We start from the raw sequence: 22,845 nt of genomic DNA, 5'->3' as shown, positions 1-22,845 counted from the left end.
GTGATGGCGACAGGTGAAAAATTATGCCGGAATGATTAGTTAGCTACCTATATATAGGAGATGGTCATTTCGGCGGGCAATGGGCCGGCGTGGGACGGAGCAGCGCGCGACCGGCGGTCGTGCCCGTCGCCTGGCTGTCGCTGACGGCGAGCGCGCCGTTCACGAACAATTTAGCGACGCCAACGCTGAGTTCGCGCGGGTGCATATAATCGGCGCGTGGCGCATAACGCGCGGGATCGATTACCACCACATCGGCATAATAGCCCGGACGCAGATAGCCGCGATGGTCGATGCGATAAATGTCGGCGGTGCGCCCCGTCGATTGCCGCACGAAGGTACCAAGGTCGATCACCTTGCGGTCGCGGACGTAACGGACATATTTTTCCGGGAAGGTGGCGAACATGCGCGGATGGCCGTTCGATCCATCCGACGACGTCACCATCCATGGCTGGCGCATCAGCAGATCGACGTCGGCCTGCGCCATGTTGAAGGAGGCGACGGCGGTGCCCCGGCCCGCATCCTTTTCAATGCTTTGCCGAATGATGCGCAGCGCGGCATCGCGCGGGTCGAGCTGCCACTGCGTCGCGACCTCCTCAAGCGTCTTGCCGGTCCAGAGAAAGCCCTGCGCGATCAGCAGCAGGGATTTGGCGCCCCCGCGCCGACGCATATTTTCGGCCATCTCCTGCCGGATGCGCGCCAGCGTCGGCGCATCGTCGAGCCGCTTCAACAGCGCGTCGCCGCCGCCATCGACGGCCCAGCGTGGCAGCAATGATGCGTCAAGGCTGGAGCCGGAGGCGAGCCAGGGATATTGATCGGCGGTGACATCCTGCCCAGCCTTCCGCGCGGCGTCAATTTCCGCGATCACGGCCGGGGCCTGCCCCTGCACGTCCACGCCCAGCGCCTTCAAATGCGCGAAGTGAACCGGCATTCCTGCCTTTTTGCCGATCTCGATCGCTTCGCGGACGGAGCCGAGCAAGCCGATGGAATAGCTCGATTCATCGCGCTGATGCGTGTCGTAAAGGCCGCCCCGGATGGCGGCTTCGCGAGCCACGGCGATCACCTCGTCCGTCTTGGCGAAACTTTGCGGCGCATAGAAGAGGCCGGCGGAAAAGCCCGTCGCGCCTTCGCACATGCCCTTGGCCACCAACGCCTTCATTGCGCTGAGTTCCTGCGCGTTGGGCGCGCGGGCGTCCAGGCCCAGCACGCGCTGGCGCACCGCGCCGAAGCCGACGAAGGGTATGAAATTGGTGCCGACGCCCGACGCCTCGATCTTCGCCGCATCAGCGCCGACGTCGGGCGTGCCATAGCCATCGACGCCGATGACCACGGTGCTGACGCCCTGGTCCAGCCAGGCGGGATTGACCCGCTCCGCCGCATCGGACGAGCGTAGAAAGCCATCGGCATGGGTGTGGGCGTCGATGAAGCCGGGCGCGACGATCATCCCCTTGGCGTCGATCCGCTGTGCCGCCCGCATTGGTGCGGCGCGGCCGACATAGACGATCCTGTCCCCTTTCAGCGCCACGTCGCCGACATAGGGCTTGCCCGTTCCGCCGTCATAGATGGTCCCGCCGGTAATGAGGATGTCCGCCCTGTCCGCGCCCGACGTGCCGGCAGGCGCGGCGCCGGTGGCGGAGGGCAGCAGCATGATGCTGCCCGACAGCAGCAAGGCGCGGGCCGCCTGGCGGACGCGGCGACGGACGGGAAGAAGCGGCATGGGCAAGGGTCCTTGGCTTGAAGGCGCAAATCGGCACCATGGGCCGTCTCTATCCCGCGCGTCCAGAGCGGGTCTGTTGCATATGCCATAACCAAATGGCATAGCGGCCATGGCAAGCCGGATCGTCGCGCCGGACGGGCAGGCGGCAGCCAGAGAAAGTGAATCGATGAACCTGCGCCAGATCGAGATTTTTCATGCCGTCTATCTGCACGGCACGGTCAGCGCCGCGGCGCGCGCGCTCAACGTGTCGCAGCCCGCCGTGACCAAGGTGCTGCGCCACGCCGAACGCTCTATCGGCCTGCCCCTGTTCGAGCGGGCCAAGGGGCGGCTGATCCCGACGCAGGATGCGCGCACGCTGTTCGACGAAGTGGCCGACATTCAAGAACGTGTGCGATCGCTGCGGCAGGCGACGCAGAATATGCGGCATGGCCGGGGCGGGTTGCTGCGCATATCGGCCCTGCCCTCGCTGGGCCTGGGCGCGATTCCCGACGCGGTCGCGCGGTTCCTGCGCGGGCATGAGGATATCATGTTCGACCTGCAGACGCTGCATCATGATGAAATGGTGCGCAAATTATATGAGCGCGAAACCGACATCGCGATAAGTTTCGAAGTGCCGCTGTCGGCACCGGTAGCGCATCAGGTGGTCGGTGAAGGCGAATTGGTCGTGCTTTATCGTGAGGAGGACATGCCCGATGCGCCGAGCCGGCTGCATCTGGAGGAATTGCGCGAGCATAAATTCATCAGCCCGGTGCAGAGCGGTCCCATTGGCCGGATGCTATCGAGCGAATTGAAGCGGCAGGATGTCGAGTTGAACGAGGTCGTGTCGGCGCGCACCTATTATATCGCCGCCGCGCTGGTGCGCGCGGGCGTCGGCATGGCCATCGTCGACAATTTCACCGCCCATGCCAGCGTATCGCCGGGGCTGTCCAACCGGCCGCTGCAACCGGCGATCACCTTCGACATCAATGCGGTCTATTTGCAGAACCGGCCGCCATCCAAGACGGCGTCGGAATTCCTGGCGCTGTTGTCGGAGGTTATCGAGAGCCTATAGCAAAAGGCTATAGCCTATGCGGCCATGGATATTGGGGAACGGCTCGGGCGGGCGATAAGGTCGCGGTCCCATATCCAAGCAGGTTCATCCATTCATGATCGCGACGCCCTATCTCCTCTACCTTGGCCACAGCAATGACGAGATCGGCATCAAGACGTCGCGCGGGCTGGCGGTGTTCCGGCCCGACATTTGCGTCGGCGAATTTCGCCATGACGATTGCGGACTGACGCTGAACCTGCCGCGCATGGATTTTGCGCAGGCCCATGATGCGGGCGCGCGCACGCTGGTGCTGGGCATCGCCAATGCGGGCGGGCGGCTGGGCAGCGATCTGGTCGATGACGCGCTGGCGGCGATGGAGGCAGGGCTGGATATCGCGTCGGGCCTGCACCAGCGACTGAAGGACGAGCCGCGACTGGTCGCAGCGGCGGCGCGGCTGGGCCGGACGCTGCACGATGTGCGCGATCCCCGGCCCGACATTCCGGTCGGCACCGGCAAGCGGCGCGCGGGCAAGCGGCTGCTGACCGTCGGCACCGATTGTTCGGTCGGCAAAATGTATACGACCTTGTGCCTGACGCGGGGATTGCAGGCGCGCGGGGTGGAGGCGGACTTTCGCGCGACCGGGCAGACGGGCATCCTGATCGCGGGTGACGGTGTGCCGCTGGACGCGGTGGTGGCCGATTTCATTTCCGGCGCTGTCGAACAGATTTCGCCCGACCGTCATGACGGCGGATGGGACCTGATCGAAGGGCAAGGGTCGTTGTTCCACCCGTCCTTCGCCGGCGTGTCGACCGGCCTGATCCACGGTGCGCAGCCCGATGCGCTGGTGCTGTGTCATGACCCCATGCGCCAGACGATGCGCGGGCTGCCCCACTATGCGCCGCCGTCGCTGGAGGACTGCCTGGAGGCGAACCTGCGCGCCGCGCGGCTGACCAACCCGGATGTGCGCGCGGTGGGCATCGCGCTCAATACGTCGGCGATGGAAGACGGCCCGGCAAAAGAGCTATGCGCCCGCACCGCCGACCGGATGGGCCTGCCCTGCTGCGACCCCTATCGCATGGGTGTCGACGCGATGGTCGATTTGCTGATAGCCATGGACGCGCCCGCCCCCGCCACGGAGACGATCTGATCCCCATGCCCCGTTCCCTGTCCGTCACGGGCGAGACATTCCCGCTCGCTACCCCCTTTCGCATATCGCGCGGCGTCAAGACGGCGGCCGATGTCGTCACCGTGACGATCGTGGAGGGCGGGGTCGAGGGGCGCGGTGAAGGCGTCCCCTATCCGCGCTATGGCGAAAGCGTCGCGGGCAGCATCGCCGAAATCGAGGCGGTGCGCGCATCGATCGAAGCTGGGGTGAGCCGGCGCGGGCTGCTGGAAATTCTACCGGCGGGCGCGGCGCGCAATGCGGTCGATTGCGCGCTATGGGACTTGGAATTGCGGCTTGAAGGGCGGGATTTCGCGGCGGCGACAGGGATCGCGACGCCATTGCAACCAATCGCCACGGCGATGACGGTGGGCCTCGACACGCCGCACAATATGCGGCTGGCAGCGGCGGCGCTGGCCGATGTGCCGCTCATCAAGGTGAAGGTGGACGCCAGCGACCCGGTCGCGCAGTTGCAGGCCGTGCGGGCCACCGCGCCGGGGCCGCGCATGATCGTCGATCCCAATGAAAGCTGGACCATCGCTGAGGTCGAAACAATGCAGGGCCTGGCGCGGGAATTGCGCATCGACCTGCTGGAACAGCCATTGCCAGCGGGAGCCGATGATGCGCTGCGCGGCTATGCGTCCGTCATCCCGATTGCAGCGGACGAGTCGGTCCATGTCGCCGCCGATCTGGACGATTTGCCCGATGGCTATGGGGTGGTGAACATCAAGCTGGACAAGGCCGGCGGGCTGACCGCTGCCCTGGCGCTGGCGCAAGCGGCGCGCGCGCGCGGGCTGGGCGTGATGACCGGCTGCATGATCTGTTCGTCGCTGTCGATCGCGCCGGCCTGGGCGATCGCGGCGCAAAGCGATTTCGTCGACCTGGACGGGCCATTATGGCTGGCGACGGACCGGGCGGGTGGCTTTGCCGGCGACAAGGGTTATTTGCTGCCGGCGCAGCCGGGCTTCTGGGGCGGCCTTTGACCATGGGGGCGGCGCGCCGCTGGTTCGCCATCCCCTTGTGGCGGCGGGTAGTCGGCGGTTTGGTCGTGGGCATCGCGATCGGACTGTTCTGGCCGGCCGCCGCGCCATGGATCGCCTTCGTCGGCGAATTGTTCGTGCGGCTGATCCGCATGCTGGTCGTGCCGATCGTGTTCGTGTCGATCGCGTCGGGCGTGACGGCTCTGGGCGATCCCCGGCGGCTGGGCGCGGTGGGCGGGCGCACGCTCTTGCTGTTCGCGGCGACGACGGCCTGCGCGGTGTCGATCGGCATGGCGCTGGGCCTTATCGTCGAACCGGGCGGCGGCGCGGCTTTGGGGGGCGCGGCACCCCATGCGCTGGGGGTCGCCAAATCCGTGCATGACCAGCTGATCGGCATCGTGCCGGTCAATATCGTCGCGGCGCTGGTCGAAGGCGACATGCTGGCGATCATCTTCTTTGCGATGCTGTTCGGCTTCGGCGTCATCCTGGCGGGGGAGAACGGCCGGCCGATGGCGCGCGTGCTGGAATCGGCCGGGCGCGTGCTGTTTCACCTGGTGCGGATCGTGATGGAGGTAACGCCCTTTGGCGTGCTGGCGCTGATCGCGCAGGCGGTGGCGGACAATGGCGTGGCGGTCTTCACCAATATCGGCTGGCTGGCGCTGTGCGTCGTGCTGGGCGTGGCGGCGCAGATCCTGCTGGTGCACCTGCCGCTGATCCGCCTGATGGCGCGCCTGTCGATCCGCCGCTTCTTCCGCGCGGCGGTGGACCCGTTGCTCGTCGCCTTTTCCACCGCATCATCGGCCGCGACGCTGCCGGTCGCGCTGCGCGTCGCGCAGGAGAAGCTGGCAATCGAGCCTGCGGTCGCCTCCACCGTGCTGCCGATCGGGGCGAGCATCGGCAAGGACGGGACGGCCATGTATGTCGGGCTGCTTAGCGTTTTCAGCCTGCAGGCGCTTGGGGTTCAGCCCGATGGCCCGATGCTGGCGATCATGCTGCTGACCGGATCGCTCGCCGCCTTTGGCACCGCGCCCATTCCGTCCGCTTCGCTGTTCATGCTGGCGGCGGTTCTGTCGGCTGTGGGCGTTGCGCCCGAACAGACGGCGCTGGTGGTGGGCTTCGTCCTGCCGTTCGACCGACTGCTCGACATGACGCGCACGGTCGCCAGCGCCAGCGCCAATTTGACCGTCACCGCCGTCGTCGCGCGGCAGGAGCGCAAGGCGCTGGCCGGCGGGAATGTCCCCGGACCGGCCAGCGACGTGCCGATCAATCCAGCGACTTGACGATTTCCTCCACCATTTTCTTGGCGTCGGCCAGCAGCATCATGGTGTTGTCCATGTAGAAAACCTCATTGTCGACGCCGGCATAGCCAGCCCCGCCCATGGAGCGCTTCACGAACAGCACCGACTTGGCATTGGCAACGTCCAGAATCGGCATGCCGTAGATGGGCGAGGATTTGTCGGTTTTGGCCGCCGGGTTGGTGACGTCGTTCGCACCAATGACGAAGGCGACGTCGGCCTGGCCGAATTCGCTATTGATATCCTCCAGCTCGAACACTTCGTCATAGGGGACATTGGCTTCGGCCAGCAGCACGTTCATGTGGCCCGGCATGCGGCCCGCGACGGGGTGAATCGCATATTTGACGCTGACGCCTGCCTTCTTGAGCATGTCGCCCATTTCGCGCAGCGCATGCTGTGCCTGGCTGACGGCCATGCCATAGCCCGGCACGATGATGACGCTGTCCGCCTGGCTCATCAGGAAGGCCGCATCCTCCGCGCTGCCGCGCTTGTAGGGGCGGTCCACCGCTGCCGCGCCGCCCGACGCGCCGCCGCTTTCCGCGCCAAAACCGCCGGCAATGACGCTGATGAAGCTGCGGTTCATCGCCTTGCACATGATGTAGGAGAGGATCGCGCCCGACGATCCGACCAGCGCGCCGGTGATGATCATCGCGCTGTTGCCCAGCGTGAAGCCCATGGCGGCGGCAGCCCAGCCCGAATAGCTGTTGAGCATCGACACGACGACGGGCATGTCCGCGCCGCCGATGGGAATGATGAGCAGGAAGCCGATGACGAAGCTGAGCGCCGTCACCGTCCAGAACACCCAGGGGCTCTGGTCGGTCACGAAATAGGCGACGAGGCCAAGGATCGCGGCCAGCGTGCCCAGGTTGATGAGGTGGCGCGCGGGCAGCATGATCGGCTTGCCCGACATATTGCCGTTGAGTTTCAGGAAAGCGATGATCGACCCGGAAAAGGTGATCGCGCCGATCGCGACGCCCAGGCCCATTTCGACCCGGCTGGCCTGATGGATCTGGCCGGTCAGCGTGTCGAGGATGCCAAAGGCGCCGGGGTTGAGATAAGCGGCCGCGCCCACCAGCACGGCGGCAAGACCAACGAGGCTGTGGAACGCCGCGACCAGCTGCGGCATGGCGGTCATGGCGATGCGGCGGGCGATGACGAAGCCGATGCCGCCGCCGATCAGGATGGCGCCGATAATTTCGGGCAGGCTGGCAATGTCATGGGTATAGAGCGTGGTCACGACCGCGATGGCCATGCCGATCATCCCCATGCGGTTGCCGCGCCGGCTGGTCGCCGGGCTGGAGAGGCCGCGCAGCGCCAGGATGAAGAGGACACCCGCAGTCAGATAGGCGAGCGCGACGAAGGGCGAGACGGGAGCAAGCTCGTGCATCACTTGCGCTCCTTCTTCTTGTACATGGCGAGCATGCGTTCGGTGACGGCAAAGCCGCCAAAAATGTTGACCGAGGCAAAGACGACCGCGAGCAGCCCCAGATATTTGGCCGCCGCGCTCCCCGCTTCGGCCGATGCGACCAGCGCGCCGACAATGATGACGGATGAAATCGCATTGGTAACCGCCATCAGCGGCGTGTGCAGCGCCGGCGTCACCGACCACACCACATAATAGCCGACGAAACACGCCAGCACGAAAATCGACAGGATGGAAATGAAGTCCATTCTAGTCCTCCCCTATTTGCCCCTTGGCCGTCGTCATAATGCCCATGACGGCAGCATCGAGTTCGTTCAAAATTGCGACAGCCGGTATGCGAAGAACCGTAAGTCCTTTAGCTGAGAACCAATCATCGCGTTGCTCGTCTCTTTGCGGCGAATTGCCGCGATTATGCGCTTCGCCATCGACCTCGATCACCAGTCTCGCTTCGTGGCAATAGAAGTCGGCGACATAGGGACCGCAGGGGTGTTGACGACGGAATTTCAAGCCCTCCGGTCTTTGGCGCAGCACTCGCCACAGCTTCACCTCGGGCAGGGACATTGCGCGCCGAAGCTGCCGTGCCCTATCAGTTCGCCCGTGCAACATCCTCATCCTCCCCCTGAAGGGGAGGGGGACCGTTCGCGAAGCGAATGGTGGAGGGGTGTCACCCTATCGAAAGCGGGACACCCCTCCGTCAGGGCTTCGCCCTGCCACCTCCCCTTCCAGGGGAGGATGGAGGGTATCGCCGAGTTCACCCCAGCAGCCGTTCGTTGACGACCTTCCCGTCCTGCGTCAGGCGGATGGCATTGCCGATCTCCTCGTCCAGCACTGGCGCGTTCCTGTCCTTGTCCCAGAAGGCGGAGAGGAAATTATAGAGGTTGCGCGCGAAGAGGGCGGACGTGTCGGCGGCGAGGCGCGAGGGGACATTGCGGTGGCCGACGATCTTGACGCCGTGGCGCTCGACCACGTCGCCGGCGACCGCGCCCTCGACATTGCCGCCCTGTTCGACCGCCAGGTCGACGATCACGCTGCCCGGCTTCATCGTCGCGATCTGAGCGTCGCTGATAAGGCGAGGCGCGGGCCGGCCCGGGATCAGCGCGGTGGTGATGACGATATCCTGCTTGGCGATATGGCCGGACACGAGCTCGGCCTGCGCGGCCTTATAGTCGTCGGACATTTCCGTGGCGTAGCCACCGCTGCCCTCGCCCTCAATCCCTGCGACCTTTTCGACGAAGATGGCCCTGGCCCCCAGGGATTCGATCTGTTCCCTGGTCGCGGCGCGCACATCGGTAGCGCTGACCTGCGCGCCCAGCCGCTTGGCGGTGGCGATGGCCTGAAGCCCCGCGACGCCCACGCCCATCACGAACACCTTGGCGGCCGATACCGTGCCCGCGGCCGTCATCATCATTGGAAAGGCGCGGCCATATTCGGCGGCGGCGTCGAGCACGGCCTTGTAACCCGACAGGTTCGATTGCGAGGACAGGATATCCATCGACTGGGCGCGGGTGATACGCGGCATGAACTCCATCGCCAGAGCCTCGAAACCCGCAGCGGCATAGGCATCGACGCGGGCGCGCTCTCCAAAGGGGTTGAGGCCAGCCACGATCCAGGCGCCCGGCTTCGCACCGGCCAGGCTGTCGGGCGATGGCCCCTGCACGCCCAGTAGAATGTCGGCGCCCGCGACCGTGGCGGCGCGGTCGGCGACGGCGGCGCCAGCGGCGGCGTAATCAGCGTCGGCGATCGAGGCGGTAAGCCCTGCCCCGGATTCGATGGCGACGTCCGCGCCAAGCGCCCTGAATTTCTTGACGGTTTCCGGCGTGGCGGCGACGCGGCGTTCGCCGTTCGCCTGCTCCCGCACGATCGCGATTTTCACTATCCCCTCTCCCTCATCCTGTACCGGCGCGCCAGACGCGCCCACGCGTTGGGCGCGTCCCGATACCCCCGATCCGTCTTTGCCCCCGCCTCTATTTCTGTCCTGTGGCGGCGGCAATACGCATCATGCGTATCGTTTCTATCAGCTTCCAAGCAATATCTTTATGCGACTTTTCGTCAGTTGCTCAGGGACAGGGGCGCAGGCATTCAACGCGGTTGCATCCGGATCGCCCCGTCGAGGCGGATGACCTCGCCATTCAACATAGGGTTGCGGATGATCGATTCGACCAGCTGCGCATATTCCGCCGGTGCGCCCAGACGGCTGGGATGGGGCACCTGCGCGCCCAGCGCGTCCTGCACATGCTGCGGAAAACCTTCCACCATGGGCGTGCGGAAAATGCCCGGCGCAATGGTCATAACGCGGATATGATGCTGCGCCAGATCGCGCGCGATCGGCAACGTCATGCCGACGACGCCGCCCTTTGACGCGGCATAGGCGGCCTGGCCGATCTGGCCGTCATAGGCGGCAACGGACGCCGTATTGACGATGACGGCGCGTTCCCCCTCCACATCCGGTGCAGCGGCGGCGCGGGCGGCGAATTTGGATATGAGGTTGAAGCTGCCGATCAGGTTGACCTCTATCGTCCGGCGGAAAATGTCCAGGGGGTGGGGCGCATTTTCCTTTCCCACGGTCTTGCTGGCCGGCGCGATCCCCGCGCAGTTGACGAGGATGCGGGCGACCCCGTGGGCCTGTTCCGCCGCTTCGAGGGCGGCGGCTACGGCAGCGTCATCAGCGACATTGAGCGCAAAGGCGGCAGCGCCGATATCCTGCGCGGCGGCGTTGGCGGCATCCTCATTCAGGTCGAGGATGGCGACCTTCGCGCCATTGGCGACCAGCATCGCGGCCGTAGCCTTGCCAAGCCCAGACGCGCCGCCCGTGACGATAGCGGCCATATTGTTGATGTCCATGGCTTTACCCCTTTGTTCAGATCAGTTCGACGGCCATGGCGGTGGCTTCCCCGCCGCCGATGCACAGGCTGGCGACGCCGCGCCGCAGGCCGCGGTTTTCAAGCGCCGCAATCAGCGTCGTCAGGATGCGCGCGCCCGACGCGCCGATGGGATGGCCGAGCGCCGTCGCGCCGCCGTTGACGTTGAGCTTTTCAGCCGGGATCGATAGTTCGCGCGCTGCGATCATGGCGACGACGGCAAAGGCTTCATTGACTTCGAACAGGTCGACGTCATCCACCGACCATCCGGCCTTGTCGAGCAGCTTGCGCATCGCAGGCACGGGCGCGGTCGTGAATTTGGATGGCTCGTGCGCATGGGCGGCGGTCGCCACAACCTGGGCCACGACGGGCAGGCCAAGCCGGTCGGCCACGCTGCGCCGGGTCATCACCAGCGCCGCCGCGCCATCGGATATGGACGAGGCATTGGCGGCGGTGATCGTGCCATCCTTGGCAAAGGCCGGGCGCAGCGACGGGATCTTGTCGGGCTTCGCCTTGCCGGGCTGTTCATCCGTGTCGATAAGCGTGTCACCGCTGCGCCCCGACACGGTCACGGGGGTAATTTCGCGGACGAAAGCGCCAGACTCTATCGCGTCATTGGCGCGGGAGAGCGAGCGGATCGCAAAGTCATCCTGATCCGCGCGGCTGAACTGATAGTCGCGCACCGCTTCCTCGGCGAAAACGCCCATCGCCTTGCCCGGCTCATAGGCATCCTCCAGCCCGTCCATCATCATCGTGTCGATGATGCGGTCATGGCCGATACGCGCGCCGGCGCGATGCTTGGGCAGCGCGTAGGGGGCGTTGGTCATGCTTTCCATGCCGCCAGCGACGATGATATCCGCCGCGCCGGCCGCCAGCGCCTCATGCGCCATGATCGCGGCCTGCATGCCTGATCCGCACATCTTGTTGACGGTCGTCGCCTCCGTATTGAGTCCAAGGCCAGCGCCGAGCGCCGCCTGGCGCGCGGGCGCCTGGCCCAGGCCGGCGGGAAGGACGCAGCCCATATAGATGCGATCTACGGCGTCGGCGGGGAGCTTGGAGCGCTCGATCGCCGCCTTGACCGCCGCCGCGCCAAGATCGGTTGCCTTCAAGGGTGAAAGCGCACCTTGAAAACCGCCCATGGGGGTGCGGGCATAGCCGGCGATGACAATCGGATCCTCTTGCATTGCGCGTCCTCTTCCTTGCAGCGTCGCTGACGCCTTAAATCTACTGGCGAGTATATTGCTTATTCCCGCGTTTTTTGTCAAGCTGACGGGCGGAGACAGACAGTGCAAATGGACGTGGACACCAAGCCCGCTTCCCCCTTTCGGACACGGGCGGAAAAGGCGCAGGAGCGTGAGCAGAAACGGGACGCCGTGCTGACGGCGGCGGTGCGCATGTTCAACGCGCGCGGGTTTCATGCGACCTCGCTGGACGATGTCGCGGCGTCACTAGGGATCAGCAAGCCCACCATCTATCATTATCTGGGCAATAAGGAGCAGGTGCTGATCGAATGCGTAACGCGCGGACTGGAGCCGCTGCGTGTTGCGGCCGAGCAGGCGCGGAGCGAGGAAGGTCGGGGGATCGATCGGTTGCGGCGCTTCCTGATCGCCTATGCGCGCACCAACATGGATGATTTCGGGCGGTGCATGGTGCGCACGGGGGATGAATTGCTGTCACCGGCGAGCGCGGCGGAAATTCGCGCGCGCAAAAGCGAGATCGACAGGACGCTGCGCGCGCTGATCGCTGATGGCATAGCGGACGGGACGATCGCCGCGGTGGACGTCAAGATGAGCGCTTTTGCGATTGCCGGCGCGCTCAACTGGCCGGCCCGCTGGCACGACCCCAACGGGCCGTCGGGGCCGCAGGACATTGCCGTCGCGCTGGTCGATACGCTGATCGGCGGCTTGGCGCCGCGCTGACGGTGACGCGTCAGCGACGACGTCCGTCACATATTGACGCTGCCCGGTTCGGCAGAGGCTGTGGCCGCGCGGTCGATCGGCGCGTCGGACCCGAATATCCGGCCGGTGCCGCGCATATGGCGTTTGGCCTGATAGAGAGCCAGATCGGCGCGCCGCATCAATTCCATCTGCGTGGCGCCCGGCCCCTCGGCAAGCGTTGCGCCGACGGTGGCCGACACGCGTCGGGTCTGGCCATCCTGGGTGATGGACACCTGCAACTGATCCAGGACCTGCTGGACATAGGATTGCAGATCGGCGCAATCGCGCGGGCGCGTCACTAGCAGGGCAAATTCGTCGCCGCCCAGTCGCGCCGCAAAGGCGTTCGCCATGCATCCTTCGCGCATGCGAGCCGCCATCGCGCGGAGAATGTCGTCGCCCGCGGCATGGCCGAAATTGTCGTTGACCGCCTTGAACCCGTCCAGATCGATGAGCAGGAGAGCGAGGGGTTCGGACCGCCGGTTCGACCGCCCCAGGACATCGGCCAGACGCTTTTCGAAACTCGCGCGATTGGACAGGCCGCTCAGGCTGTCGGTGCTGGCGTCGTGACGCAATTCCTGCTCGCGCAAATGACGGTCGGTCACGTCCTGAAACACGCCGACGATGGCGGCAGGCCGATCATGCCGGAATTCGACTTCGCCGATACTGCGCACCCGCCGCATCTGTCCGTCGGCCGCGATCAGGTCGGTTTCAAAGTCGAACCCCTGCCCGGTCCGCATGGCCTTGCGCAAATGCTTCTCGATCATGCGACCGTCTTCGGCCGAATAGAAAGCGAGCGCTTCCTCCAGCGGCGGGGCGGACCCGACCGGCAGGCCATGGATGACGTAAACCTGGTCGGACCACTGGATCACGCCATCGTCCAGCGATACGCGCCATGATCCCACACCGGCAAGCTTTTCCGCCTGGCGCAACAGCCGGTGCTGACCGTCCAAAATGTCTGCCCGCTCCTCCGCCAGCTCCGCGAGATAATGGGCGTCCTGCGCCGTGGCATGCGCGCGCAGCAGCGATTCCGCGACTGTTGCCAGATCGCGCAAAATCGCCTGTTCCTCATCGGACAAGGTGCGCGGCTGCGTGTCGATGACGCAGAAGGACCCAAGTCCTGGCAGCGTATCGGAAAATCCGTCATGATGCGGGCGCAGCGGAACGCCGGCGTAAAAGCGGATATGCGGACTTCCTGCCACGAGCGGATTGTCCGCGAAGCGGGGATCGGCGCTGGCATCTTCCACCACCAGCATATCGTCATGATGGATGGTATGCGCGCAAAAGGCCTGGTCGCGCGGCGTTTCCCGCACCTTGCCCAGCCCCTGCGCCGATTTGAACCATTGCCGATCCTGATCGACCAGCGAGACCAGAGCGATTGGGCAACCCAGCAGCCGCTGCGCCAGCGCGGTCAGCGCGTCAAAATCCCGCTCCGGCGGCGTGTCGAGGATGTGGAAGCTCGCCAGCTTGCGCAGGCGGGCGTCCTCCAGCGTCTGGTGCATGCGCCCTTTCCTTCTTAGCCAAGAGTTTAGCGACCAATCCTAAGATTTCCTTACCAAAGCCGGCCAATCACCGCCTTATCGGCTCGAACGGTCGCAGGGACTGTTCGGTTGCGCTTGTCACTGTCAGCGGTTTTTCCGATTTTCCTTCCGCCACGCGTGGGGCGTATAGGTTAGTGGCCGCTGTTCCCCCGAGCGGCCGATTGAGAGAGGAGTCAATCCATGGACGCAAGGACGAGTGGAAGCCCCCTGAGCGATCCGGGCAAGGAGCCTGCCGCGATGCGCAGCCTGCTGGGCCGGACCAACCGCGACTGGTGGCCCAACCAGCTGTCGCTCGATATTCTTCATCAACAGGGCCGCACCGGCGATCCGATGGGTGATGATTTCGACTATGCCGCGGAATTCAAGACGCTGGACCTGGCCGCGGTGAAGCGCGACCTCACCGCGCTGATGACCGACAGCCAGCCCTGGTGGCCGGCCGATTATGGCCATTATGGCCCCTTCTTCATCCGCATGGCCTGGCACAGTGCGGGCACCTATCGCACCGGCGACGGACGCGGCGGCGCATCTTCGGGCACGCAGCGCTTCGCGCCGCTCAACAGCTGGCCCGACAATGCCAATCTGGACAAGGCGCGTCGCCTGCTGTGGCCGATCAAGCAGAAATATGGCCGCAAGCTGAGCTGGGCGGACCTCATGATCCTGGCGGGCAATGTCGCGATCGAATCGATGGGCGGCCCGGTATTCGGCTTTGGCGGCGGACGCGCGGATGTGTTCGAGCCGGAGAAGGATATTTACTGGGGCACGGAAGAATTCTGGGTCGGACAGGAAGGCAATCTGACCCGCATCGACGAAGAGGAAGGCCGCGCGCTGGAAAGCCCGCTGGCCGCGATTCAGATGGGCCTCATCTACGTCAATCCCGAAGGGCCGGGCGGCAAGCCTGATCCGTTGCAGTCGGCGCGCGACATCCGCGAAACCTTCGCCCGCATGGCGATGAATGACGAAGAGACGCTGGCGCTGACGGCGGGTGGCCATACATTCGGCAAATGCCATGGCGCAGGGGACGCATCTCTGGTCGGCGCGGAACCCGAGGGCGCGGACATCGCGCAGCAGGGGTTGGGCTGGCAGAGCGGCCATGAAACCGGCATCGGCGACCATACCATCACCAGCGGCCTGGAGGGCGCGTGGACGCCAACGCCCATCCAATGGTCGATGAACTATTTCCGCATGCTGCTGGATTATGAGTATGAGCTGGTGAAAAGCCCGGCGGGCGCGCAGCAGTGGCAGCCGATCAACCAGAAGCCCGAAGATATGGCGCCGGGCGCGCACAGCCCGGACAAACGGTTGCCCACGATGATGACGACCGCCGACATGGCGTTCAAGATGGACCCCGAATATCGCAAGATCGCCGAGCGATTCTATGCCAATCCGGACCAGTTTGCCGACGCCTTCGCCAGAGCTTGGTTCAAGCTGACCCATCGCGACATGGGACCCAAGGTCCGCTATCTTGGTCCCGACGTGCCGGAAGAGGATCTGATCTGGCAGGACCCGGTTCCAGCCGGCCCCGTGCTGAGCGACGCCGATGTATCGACGCTCAAGGGCAAGATTGCCGATAGTGGCCTCAGCATCAGCCAGCTGGTCAAGACCGCCTGGGCGTCGGCCGCGACGTATCGCGACTCCGACAAGCGCGGCGGCGCCAATGGCGCGCGCATCCGCCTGGCTCCGCAAAAGGACTGGGACGTCAATGAGCCCGACGAACTGGCCAAGGTGCTGGCCGTCTATGAGGGCATCCAGCGCGACTTTGGCGACCGTGTCAGCATCGCCGACCTGATCGTGCTGGGCGGCAATGTCGGCGTCGAGCAGGCGGCGAAGGCGGCCGGGCACGACCTGCACCTCCCCTTTGCCTCGGGTCGGGGCGATGCGACGGACGAGCAGACCGACGCCCATAGCTTCGAGCCACTGGAGCCAAAGGCCGATGGTTTCCGCAACTATCTACAGGTGCGCTTCAACGTGCCGACAGAGGAGCTGATGGTCGACCGTGCGCAATTGCTGGGCCTCAGCGCACCGGAGATGACCGTGCTGGTCGGCGGCCTGCGGGTGCTGGGCGCCAATCATGGCGGCACGCAGCATGGCGTGTTCACCGATCGGCCGGGGCAGCTGACCAACGACTTCTTCGTCAATCTGCTCGACATGGGCACGGCGTGGAAGGAAGTGGACGATCGCGGAGACGAGGTGTTTGTCGGCACCGATCGCGCCAGCGATGAAGAGAAATGGACCGCGACGCGCACCGACCTGGTGTTCGGGTCCAATTCGCAGCTGCGCGCGCTATCGGAAGTCTATGCGGCGTCCGACGCCGGCGACAAGTTCGTCGCCGATTTCGCCCGCGCCTGGACGAAAGTCATGAACGCCGACCGGTTCGACCTCAAGGCCTGACGATCAGCCGCCGGGGTGCGCGACGCATCCCGGCGGCCTGTTCGCTTACTGCACGGCGGCGATCAGGTCCGCCACCTGGTGGAAGACGCCATTGGCGACCACCGTCTTCACCTTGAACGTATTGGCGATGTCGGCGCGTGGGTCCCCTTCGATCAGGGCGATGTCGGCCAGTTTGCCCGGCTCCAGAGTGCCCGCATCCAGATTGAGCGCGCGGGCCGCATTGACAGTGGCGGTCTGCAACGCCTGAAACGGGGTCAGCCCGCCATCGACATAGGACGCGATTTCCGCATGGAGGTTGGTCGCGATCATCGTATCGGTGCCGGCCACGACCTGCGTGCCCGCGTCATACATCTTCTTCATGGAGGCAAGGCCGCCCTTGAGCAGCGGACCGACGATGCGGGCGATCGCATCGTCATCCTGCGTCACGCTCTCCTGCGCCCAGCCAGGATAGAGCTTGACCCGCGGATCATTGCGATAGTCGGGATGCCTTTGCAGATAGCCGGTGAGCGCGCCGAAATTGGTCGGTGTGAGCGTCCGCCGGCTTTGTCCGAACAGCTGGATTACATCCTCATAGGCCATGCCGCCCGGCCCCTGCTTGGGCGAATAGCCGCGCCGGCTGGTTGCGCCCATATGTTCGGTGCCATCAACGCCCGAATAAGCGGCGGGGAAGATTTCATGGCCCGACACCGGAATACCCATCGCGTGCGCCGCCTCCACGATGCGCCGCTGATACAGGTCGGGCATGCGCACATAGCTTTTCTGAATGTCATATCGAAGCGCGCGGGCGCGGCCCAGCTCGCGTTCCAGATGCGCGGGGCTGGAGACGGCGATGCCCATCTTGTAATAGACGCGCTGCCATTCGAGCAGCGGGCCGCCGGTGTATAGGCGCGGGCTGATCCGCACGCCCGCTTCTGCTGCTTCCCTATCCTCGATCGCGTCATAGACCTGCGTGCCGGGGTCGCGCACGGTGGTGATGCCATAGGCCAGCCAGGCTTTTTCCAGGTTCGATCCGAAATCCTTCTGGATGTGGGAATGATATTCGATGAGGCCGGGGATGGCGGTCAGAGTGCTGGCGTCGACATAGCGCGCGGTCTTGTCGCTCTGGGCCGGATCATGATCGCGAATGGCGGTGATCCGGTTGCCGTCGATGACGATATCCTTGTTCGTCTGCGTTGCGTCGGTGACGGAATCGACCAGCGCCCCCACATGAATGATGGTGCGCCCGGTCGGCTTGGCGAGACGGTACGTAAGGTCGATCGGTACGTCGGTGATGACGCCGGTTTCCAGATTGACGGTCTTTAGCGCGTCGTTCGACTGAACCAGAATGGTTTTGCCATCGCCGCTCCAGGTGGGGAAGAAGGCGATGTCCGACGTGTAGCTGCGCGCCGGGCCAAGCGGCCTGGCGTCGGCCGCGACCGGCCAGACCTTCAGCAGGCCTTCATAGATGCCCGCCATGCGGGTGCCGTCAGGCGACCACACCGGGCCGCTGCCGCTGCGCGTGTCGAGCGACATATTGTCCTGCGGTATCTGCCAGAAGGGTTTGGTCGTGCCGTCGACCGGAATGACATAGACCTGATTGGTCCCTTCGCGGAAGCTGTTGGAATATTTATAGGACAGGCTGATGACGACATATTTGCCGTCCGCCGACCAGCTGGGGCTGCCGGGCTGGCCGAGCGATCCCTGGAGCCGCGTCACCTTGCCGCTCGCGACATCGACCACGCACACGCCCGCCACGCCCCAGCGGCCATCGACGTCGATGAAGGCGATCTGCTTGCCATCCGGCGACCAGGCCGCGCCCAGCGGTTGCGTGTCCATGCTGGTCAGTTGCCGGTCCTTGCCGGTCTTCAGATCCTTGATGAAGAGCTGCGGCAGGCCGCCGACCCGGTCGGAGGAAAAGACGATGCTCTTGCCATCGGGCGACCAGTCGGCGTCGGCGTCGAGCGCGGCGTCATTGGTGAGATTTTCGGGCTTTCCGCCCTTCGATGAGACGACATACAGGTCGCCGAGCGCGACAAAGGCGATGCGACTGCCATCGGGGGAAAGGCGTGGATGGGTGATGCCCAGCGCCTTGCGCGGCGCGGTCGAATCCCAGTCGCGTTTGGCACGGGCATAATTGGGCCGAACGACTTCCAGCGTCGCTGCAAAATCGACGGTGGATTTCCGCGAACCGCCCTGCCGGATCTTGCCGTCCGAGACATAATGATAGCGCCCGCCCGATCCCCAGGAGATACGGAAGGGAAAGACATTTTCGGTGCCGCTGACAATCTTGTCATCGATGACCAAATGGCTGCCGCTTGCATCCTGCACGACATAGGCAAGCGCGCCGTCGGGGCCGAAGGAGGGGGCGTCGACCTTGCCATCACCCTGTTTCAGCAGCGTTTCCGCGCCGTTGCCCAGGCTGGTGACGTAAATGGCGGTGCTCGCCCCGTCCGCGCCCGCATAGGCGATGCGCTGGCCGTCGGGCGACCAGGTCGGCATCCGGTCTTCGCGCGGATTGCTGCTGATCTGCTTCATCGCCCCGGTCGCGACGTCCATCGTCCAGATGTCGTAATTGCCGCTGCGATCGGAGGAAAAGGCGATGGTCCTGCCGTCGGGCGAATAGACCGGCTCGCGATCGTCATAGGCCCCTTGCGTCACCTTGCGCATGTCGCTGCCGTCGGGCTTGATCGTCCACAGGTCATAACCGCCGTCGCGATAGGCGAAATAGAGGAGATGCGATCCGTCGGGCGCCCAGACGGGCTGGCGCGCGTCATTGAAATAGTCGGTGATGCGCCGCGCCTTGCCCCCGGCGGCTGGAATGATCCAGAGACTGCCTTGCAGGTCGACCGCCAGCCATTTGCCATCGGGGGAGGCCGATACCGCCATCGACGTGCCTTCATGCACGTCGAACGCGATCGGCTTTTCGCCGCCGGGCGGCGGGAGGTTGGCGGGCTGGGCCAGCACCGGCGCGGCCGTGCCAAGCCATGCGAGGAGGGCCATGGCCTTGAGCGACACTGTCATCCTATATTCCCCCTTACCAACCAAAGACATAACGTTCGCGCCGCACGTCCGCCGCGCCGCGCAGGGTGCCGGTTTCCGGCACGACGCCCGCCGCGACGATGCCGGTCGACACGCCGAACGGCCCCAGCACGTCGAGCTTGTGCCCGCGCGCGGCCAGCCCGTCGCGAACCGCCTGCGGCACCCGATCCTCAATCTCCAGCACGCCCGGTTCGTCCTTCTTGATTGCGAAGGAGCCGTGGAAATGACTGGAATTAATGCGCGGCGCTTCGATCGCCGCCTGTAGCGGCTGGCCAAAGGCGAGCACGCGCAGCAGCACATTCATGATCTGCTGGTCCTGATTGTCGCCGCCCGGCGTGCCGATGGCGAGATAGGGCGCGCCATCCTTCATCACCATCGACGGCGACAGGGTCGTGCGCGGCCGCTTGCCCGGCGCCAGGACATTGGGGCTTTCAGGGTCGAGATCGAAGACGGTCATACGATTGCTCATCGGCACGCCCGTGTCGCCGGCAATATAGGCGCCGCCCAGCATCCAGCCGGAACTGGGCGTGCAGCTGAACAGATTGCCATGCCGGTCCACCACCTCGATCGCGGTCGTGTCGGCGGTGGGGACCGGCGGCTTCTTGAGCATATGGGGCGTGAAGACCGGCGCTGGTCGCGCGCCGACCTCCATCGCCCATGGATCGCCATAGCGATGCTCCAGCGACGCCTTGGGTCCGATCAGCTTGGCGCGCTGGGCGGCATAGGCCTTGGACAACAGGGCCTTGGCCGGCACCTTGGCAAAGTCGGGATCGCCAAAATAGGCGTTGCGATCGTCGAAGGCGAGCTTGATCGATTCCGCCATCGTGTGAAGATAGGCTTCGCCGCCCGGCTCCATCGCGCCGATGCCGGCCGCTTCGGCGATGTTGAGCGCGATCAGCAGCGCTGGACCTTGGCTCCAGAAGCCGCCCTTGCACACGGTATAACCGAACACGTCCGTCGTGACCGGTGCCTCCGTCTTGCCCTGGTAGCTGGCAAGGTCGGCATAGCGCATGAGGCCGCCGTCCGCTTCCATCGCCGCGCCGAGCCGCCGCGCAATATCACCCTTGTAAAATTCATCGCGCCCGGCCTGGATCGCGGCCTTGCGATCCTTGGTCCGGGCAAGCGTCGCCTTGTCCGCCGCGGCGATGGCGCGCATCGTGCGCGCCAGATTGGGCTGGCGGAATATCTCGCCGACCCTGGGCAGCGCGCCGCCGGGGTAATAAGCGTCATAGGCGGTCTTGTATTTTGCCGTCGCCTTCTGCTGGCTGACAAACACCTCGGCCAGGAAATTATACATGACGAAGCCGTCGGCCAGCTCGATCGCGGGCTGCATCACCTGATCGAGCGACATGGTGCCATTGAGTTGCAGCGCGCGCGCCATGGCGTCGACCATGGCAGGAATCGTCCCGCCCGTCGGGCCGTTGCCCGGGATCATGCCAAGGGACGCGAACCTGTCGGGCGTGGCGAGCGCCGGGGCTGTCCCCTGCCCGTTGATGACCGTTACATCCTTCGAGCCGCTGTCATAGATGATCGTGGGCGCTTCGCCGCCAAAGCCGAAATGCGATATTTCGGTGACGGCGGCGGCAAAGACGGCCGCGACGCCCGCGTCGGTGGCATTGCCCCCCGCCATCAAAATGCGGGTGCCCGCCGCCACGGCATAATGGCGACCGGCCGCGACGATGCCGAAATTGCCGACGATTTCGGGCCGCAGCGTTTCGCCCGCGCTTTTAAGGCGCGTGGGTTCGGGCGGCGGCGGGGGCGTCTGGGCGGCGGCCTCCGACAGGCCTGCGACCATGGCCGCGCCGCCGCCCACAGCCCATGCGCCGAGCGCGCGACGGCTCCATCCCGTTGCCGGGTCCTTCGTCCTCATGTCTGCTTCTCCCCCTTTTCTCCATGCGCGTGCAGGAGAAACGCGTTGCGCTCGCCCGAACCGATCAGGACGGGCTCAAGATGATCCGGCCAGCGTCGATCCGCGTCACCACGCCCAGGCTTTCGGCCACCGCCTGGGCAAAGCCGCGCGGATCATTGGCGATGAACAGCCCGGTAATGGTTTCCTGCGCCAGCACCGGATCGGTGATGACGATATGTTCGTCATTGTAACGGGCAAATTGGGCGGCTGCGCTGGCCAGCGTGGTGTCACGAAAGGCGATCTTGCCTTCGCGCCAATAGAGTTCCTGTTCGATCGTGTCGGGCGCGATCGCCGCAGTCTCGATCGGGGTCGCGGCGCGGGGATCGACCATCGCGCGCATCCCTTGGGATACACGGACCGGCGCCGCCTTGGGCTCGCTCACCTCCACCACGCCTTCGCTGACGATGACATCGACCGGGCGGCGCGCTTCGTGGCGGACGGTGAAGGCCGTGCCCACCGCGCGGACCCGCGCATCACCGGCAATGACGACGAAGGGCCGGGACGCATCCTTGGCGACGGCGAACAGCGCCTCGCCGCCGCGCAGGACGATCCTGCGCTGCTGATCGGAGAACTGCACGTCCATTTCGCTGGCGGTGTTCAAATTGACGATGCTGCCGTCCGACAGGGCGATGCGCAGCATTTCGCCCTTGCCGGTCGCATAATGATCGCCCTCGCTCCACAGGCCAAGGGCAACCGCCCCGACCGCCGACGCCGCCAGCGCCATGCCCGCGCCGCGCAGCAGGAACCGACGGTTCAGCCATGGGATACGGGCGGGGGCATGGGTATTCCCGGACGCCTGCGCCAGCTCCACGCGCGCCAGCGCCGCCCGCGCCATCGCCCAGGCGCCCAGCCTGCGGCTGTCGCCGGCGAGCCAGGCATCCAGGTCCGCCTGTTCCGCCGGGGTCAGCGCGCGCGCGTCAAGACGGGCCGCCCATATGGCCGCCTGTTGCTCGATCTGCGCGCTGCTGTCCCTGGCTGTCATGATGCTCCGTATCCGGGATTTGGTCGTAAGACGCGGGCTGACCGGATTTTCCGCCACGTCCGAAAATATTTATCAGGTGCCGGATGCCGCGACCGACATGCTTTTCCACCGTGCTTTCCGACAAGCCCAACCGCTGCGCGGTTTCCCGCTGCGACAATCCCTGCACCTTGCGCAACATAAAGGCTTCGCGGCACCGCGCGGGCAACTGGTCGATCGCGTCGGCGACCAGCCGAAACTCCTCGCGCTGTTCGGCCTGAATGTCGGGTGGCAGATCGTCGGCGGCGAACGTCATCCGCTCGACCTCGCTCAGCGTCTCCATCGATACGACCGGCGCGCGGCGCAATTCGCTCGCCACCACCGACAGCGCGGCGCGGAAGAAATAGGCGCGGGGATTTTCGATATGGTCGACGGCGGCCAAGCTGGCAAGCTTGGCATAGGTTTCCTGAATCACGTCGTCGATCAGAACGCCATGCTGAATGCGGCCCGAAAGCCAGCGTCTTAACGCCGGTTCGTGCGGACATATGTGGCGCGCCAGCCAGAAAGCCCTGCTGTCCTGAATCGGTCGATCCCTTCCCCAAGACGATCATCGCTGTTCAACGAAGGGGTGGAGC

At 65.2% G+C, this 22,845-nt stretch carries 18 protein-coding genes; 6 read left to right on the top strand and 12 right to left on the bottom strand.

Annotation, left to right across the window (positions count from 1 at the left end):
- Positions 1 to 64: 64 nt before the first annotated feature.
- Positions 65 to 1,714: an N-acyl-D-amino-acid deacylase family protein gene (locus tag RLDS_RS46440; protein WP_021227282.1), complete on the bottom strand. Its 1,650-nt coding sequence runs from the start codon at positions 1,712 to 1,714 to the stop codon at positions 65 to 67.
- 166 nt (positions 1,715 to 1,880) lie between these two features.
- Here RLDS_RS46440 and RLDS_RS46435 point away from each other — a divergent pair, with 166 nt between their 5' ends.
- From RLDS_RS46435 to RLDS_RS46420, 4 genes are all read left to right on the top strand, one after another.
- Entirely contained in the window at positions 1,881 to 2,765 is an 885-nt protein-coding gene (locus tag RLDS_RS46435) for a LysR family transcriptional regulator (protein WP_031298641.1), read from the top strand.
- 94 nt (positions 2,766 to 2,859) lie between these two features.
- Complete coding sequence (gene dgcN, locus RLDS_RS46430; protein WP_021227280.1) at positions 2,860 to 3,891, top strand: N-acetyltransferase DgcN; 1,032 nt, start codon at positions 2,860 to 2,862, stop codon at positions 3,889 to 3,891.
- Positions 3,892 to 3,896: 5 nt separating this feature from the next.
- A complete protein-coding gene (gene dgcA, locus RLDS_RS46425) occupies positions 3,897 to 4,889 on the top strand; it encodes an N-acetyl-D-Glu racemase DgcA (protein ID WP_021227279.1) in 993 nt (330 codons plus the stop codon).
- A gap of 2 nt (positions 4,890 to 4,891) precedes the next feature.
- Complete coding sequence (locus RLDS_RS46420) at positions 4,892 to 6,166, top strand: dicarboxylate/amino acid:cation symporter (RefSeq protein ID WP_021227278.1); 1,275 nt, start codon at positions 4,892 to 4,894, stop codon at positions 6,164 to 6,166.
- On the opposite strand, the gene RLDS_RS46415 is transcribed toward RLDS_RS46420, so the two are convergent.
- From RLDS_RS46415 to RLDS_RS46390, 6 genes are all read right to left on the bottom strand, one after another.
- Complete coding sequence (locus RLDS_RS46415; protein WP_021227277.1) at positions 6,150 to 7,568, bottom strand: NAD(P)(+) transhydrogenase (Re/Si-specific) subunit beta; 1,419 nt, start codon at positions 7,566 to 7,568, stop codon at positions 6,150 to 6,152. The genes RLDS_RS46420 and RLDS_RS46415 overlap by 17 nt on opposite strands.
- On the bottom strand, positions 7,568 to 7,852 hold the full coding sequence (locus RLDS_RS46410) for an NAD(P) transhydrogenase subunit alpha (RefSeq protein ID WP_009823552.1): 285 nt from the start codon (positions 7,850 to 7,852) through the stop codon (positions 7,568 to 7,570). The genes RLDS_RS46415 and RLDS_RS46410 overlap by 1 nt, the downstream gene beginning before the upstream one ends.
- A gap of 1 nt (position 7,853) precedes the next feature.
- Positions 7,854 to 8,165, bottom strand: coding sequence for an endonuclease domain-containing protein (locus RLDS_RS46405; protein ID WP_021227276.1), 312 nt, complete (start codon positions 8,163 to 8,165; stop codon positions 7,854 to 7,856).
- Positions 8,166 to 8,355: 190 nt separating this feature from the next.
- On the bottom strand, positions 8,356 to 9,477 hold the full coding sequence (locus tag RLDS_RS46400; RefSeq protein ID WP_021227275.1) for an NAD(P) transhydrogenase subunit alpha: 1,122 nt from the start codon (positions 9,475 to 9,477) through the stop codon (positions 8,356 to 8,358).
- A 206-nt stretch (positions 9,478 to 9,683) separates the two neighbouring features.
- On the bottom strand, positions 9,684 to 10,445 hold the full coding sequence (locus RLDS_RS46395; RefSeq protein WP_021227274.1) for an SDR family NAD(P)-dependent oxidoreductase: 762 nt from the start codon (positions 10,443 to 10,445) through the stop codon (positions 9,684 to 9,686).
- A 16-nt stretch (positions 10,446 to 10,461) separates the two neighbouring features.
- Positions 10,462 to 11,646 carry an acetyl-CoA C-acyltransferase gene (locus tag RLDS_RS46390; protein ID WP_021227273.1) on the bottom strand — a complete coding sequence of 395 codons (1,185 nt, stop codon included), beginning with the start codon at positions 11,644 to 11,646 and terminating at the stop codon, positions 10,462 to 10,464.
- A gap of 108 nt (positions 11,647 to 11,754) precedes the next feature.
- On the opposite strand from RLDS_RS46390, the gene RLDS_RS46385 reads away from it, so the two are divergent.
- Entirely contained in the window at positions 11,755 to 12,381 is a 627-nt protein-coding gene (locus RLDS_RS46385; RefSeq protein WP_021227272.1) for a TetR/AcrR family transcriptional regulator, read from the top strand.
- A 26-nt stretch (positions 12,382 to 12,407) separates the two neighbouring features.
- Here the strand turns inward: RLDS_RS46385 and RLDS_RS46380 are convergent, their stop codons facing one another.
- Complete coding sequence (locus RLDS_RS46380) at positions 12,408 to 13,898, bottom strand: diguanylate cyclase domain-containing protein (protein WP_021227271.1); 1,491 nt, start codon at positions 13,896 to 13,898, stop codon at positions 12,408 to 12,410.
- A gap of 219 nt (positions 13,899 to 14,117) precedes the next feature.
- Between RLDS_RS46380 and katG the strand changes: the two genes are divergently transcribed.
- A complete protein-coding gene (katG, locus tag RLDS_RS46375) occupies positions 14,118 to 16,325 on the top strand; it encodes a catalase/peroxidase HPI (RefSeq protein ID WP_031298638.1) in 2,208 nt (735 codons plus the stop codon).
- Between the two features lie 45 nt (positions 16,326 to 16,370).
- Here the strand turns inward: katG and RLDS_RS46370 are convergent, their stop codons facing one another.
- The 4 genes from RLDS_RS46370 to RLDS_RS0128575 all read right to left on the bottom strand — a co-directional run bounded on the left by RLDS_RS46370 (position 16,371) and on the right by RLDS_RS0128575 (position 22,757).
- Positions 16,371 to 19,325, bottom strand: a complete 2,955-nt coding sequence (locus RLDS_RS46370) for an LpqB family beta-propeller domain-containing protein (protein ID WP_021227269.1) — start codon at positions 19,323 to 19,325, stop codon at positions 16,371 to 16,373.
- 13 nt (positions 19,326 to 19,338) lie between these two features.
- The gene (locus RLDS_RS46365; RefSeq protein ID WP_021227268.1) at positions 19,339 to 21,213 is read right to left on the bottom strand and encodes a gamma-glutamyltransferase family protein; all 1,875 of its coding nucleotides are present in this window, start codon (positions 21,211 to 21,213) and stop codon (positions 19,339 to 19,341) included.
- Positions 21,214 to 21,277: 64 nt separating this feature from the next.
- Complete coding sequence (locus tag RLDS_RS46360) at positions 21,278 to 22,234, bottom strand: FecR family protein (protein WP_021227267.1); 957 nt, start codon at positions 22,232 to 22,234, stop codon at positions 21,278 to 21,280.
- Positions 22,170 to 22,757 (bottom strand): RNA polymerase sigma factor, encoded by a 588-nt coding sequence (locus RLDS_RS0128575; protein WP_269078221.1) that lies wholly within the window; start codon positions 22,755 to 22,757, stop codon positions 22,170 to 22,172. Before RLDS_RS0128575 ends, RLDS_RS46360 begins: the two co-directional genes overlap by 65 nt.
- Positions 22,758 to 22,845: the final 88 nt, after the last annotated feature.

Source organism: Sphingobium lactosutens DS20 (assembly GCF_000445105.1).
Lineage (GTDB): Bacteria > Pseudomonadota > Alphaproteobacteria > Sphingomonadales > Sphingomonadaceae > Sphingobium > Sphingobium lactosutens.
This window is presented reverse-complemented; position numbering and strand designations above follow the sequence as displayed.